General features: G+C 49.3%; 1 protein-coding gene. It reads right to left on the bottom strand.

Annotation, left to right across the window (positions count from 1 at the left end; translation table 11 throughout):
- Positions 1–2481, bottom strand: a 2481-nt coding sequence (locus HQN90_RS37895) for an RCC1 domain-containing protein (protein ID WP_420851119.1), incomplete at both ends; no start/stop codon positions are given.

Here is a 2481-nt window from a genome sequence, read left to right as displayed (position 1 = left end):
GTCCATCCATTGCTGCTGCTGCACTTGTAATTCCACTAAGCCCACTCACTTGCACTGGTGTAGACACGTTGATTGTACTTCCGTTACCTATTTGTCCCACATTGTTAGAGCCCCATGCCCAGACCGTGCCATCGTTTTTCACTGCAAGTGTGTGGCTGCCCCCAGGTGCTATGCTTGCCACATTATTAATGCCAATCTGTACTGGTGTTGGCACATTCACCGTACTTCCGTTACCTAATTGTCCTACATTGTTAGAACCCCATGCCCAGACCGTGCCATCCGCCTTAATTGCAAAATTCGTGCTTCCTTTTGTATAAATCTGCTTCACACCACTCAACCCGCTTATTTGAGTCGGTACGTATGCTGTTTGCTTCGAACCATTACCGAGTTCTCCACTGCCATTGTAGCCCCACGCCCAGACCGTACCATCGCTTTTCAGTGCTAGCGTATGAAGGCTCCCAGCCGCCACCGCCGACACCCCACTGATGTACCATACTTGTTTTGGAGCACCTTCAATACCTGTAGTGCCTATGCCAATTTGTCCGCAGTTATTGAGGCCCCACGCCCAAACGGTACCATCATTTTTCAGTGCCACCGTATGGTTGTCACCGGCTGCTACCATCTGAATATCGCTCAACCCCCTTATTACCTGCACTGGTAACAAGCGATTCGTCGAGCTTGCGTCCCCTAACTGACTGGATCCATTGTAACCCCATGTCCAGACCGTACCATCCTTTTTCAAGGCCACCACGTGGCTTGCTCCTGCTTGTGCACTAGCTACATCACTTAGGTTAAGCACCTGCACACTGGTCGTTTCTCGGTTCGTCAAACCATCTCCCAGCTGACCAACAGAACCATCCCCCCATGCTTGCATCATTCCATCGTTTTGCACTGCGATACTAAAACTAGTGCCTGCGGATACTCTAGAAGTGTTTGTAATTTCCACTGTAGTTTTCAGCCATCCTACCGTCGTCCAGTTGGACCATGTTGCCGAGTCTTTCTGTCTCATTTTCACTTGATATGTCTGGTTGCTTGCCAATGCCGTTGTCACTACCCAGGATCCACTCGTTGCCGTCGTACTCTGTGACACGATTCCTGAGTCTACTACACTCAATCCACTCGCATCCAACACTTGCACTTGGTAACTCGTAAATACTGTATTTGCTGCGTCGCTTAGACTCCATGCTATCGTCGGTTTAGAAGTTGTCGCAACAGTCGGAGATACTTGTGTGCCTAGTGGCCACGTTAAGTTTACTGTTGGCGCTACATTCTTCTGCACCTGCACAGCCGTCAATCGATTTGTAACCGTGCCATCTCCCAACTGACCATATGTGTTTAATCCCCATGACCACATCGTACCATCATTCTTCAGCACCACACTATGTCCATCCATTGCTGCTGCTGCACTTGTAATTCCACTAAGCCCACTCACTTGCACTGGTGTAGACACGTTGATTATGCTTCCGTTACCTATTTGTCCCACATTGTTAGAGCCCCATGCCCAGACCGTGCCATCATTTTTCACTGCAAGCGTGTGGCTGCCCCCAGGTGCTATGCTTGCCACATTATTAATGCCAATCTGTACTGGTGTTGGCACATTCACCGTACTTCCGTTACCTAATTGTCCTACATTGTTGGAACCCCATGCCCAGACCGTGCCATCCGCCTTAATTGCAAAATTCGTGCTTCCTTTTGCATAAATCTGCTTCACACCACTCAACCCGCTTATTTGAGTCGGTACGTATGCTGTTTGCTTCGAACCATTACCGAGTTCTCCACTGTCATTGGAGCCCCACGCCCAGACCGTACCATCGCTTTTCAGTGCTAGCGTATGAAGGCTCCCAGCCGCCACCGCCGACACCCCACTGATGTACCATACTTGTTTTGGAACACCTTCAATACCTATAGTACCTATGCCAATTTGTCCCCAGTTATTGAGGCCCCACGCCCAAACGGTACCATCATTTTTCAGTGCTACCGTATGACTGTCACCGGCTGCTACCATCTGAATATCGCTCAACCCCCTTATTACCTGCATTGGTAACAACTGATTCGTCGAGCTTGCGTCCCCTAACTGACTGGATCCATTGTAACCCCATGTCCAGACCGTACCATCCTTTTTCAAGGCCACCACGTGGCTTGTTCCTGCTTGTGCACTAGCTACATCACTTAGGTTAAGCACCTGTACACTGGTCGTTTCTTGATTCTTCAAACCATCTCCCAGCTGACCAACAGAACCATCCCCCCATGCTTGCATCATTCCATCGTTTTGCACTGCGATACTAAAACTAGTGCCTGCGGATACTCTAGAAGTGTTTGTAATTTCCACTACAGTTTTCAGCCATCCTACCGTCGTCCAGTTGGACCATGTTGCCGAATCTTTCTGTCTCACTTTCACTTGATATGTCTGGTTGTTTGCCAATGCTGTTGTCACTACCCAGGATCCACTCGTTGCTGTCGTGCTCTGTGACACGATTCCTG

The sequence above is a fragment of the Paenibacillus alba genome, assembly GCF_013204855.1.
GTDB classification, from domain to species: Bacteria; Bacillota; Bacilli; order Paenibacillales; family NBRC-103111; genus Paenibacillus_E; species Paenibacillus_E alba.
Note: the sequence above shows the minus strand (reverse complement) of the source record. Positions and strands in the feature narration are given on the sequence as shown.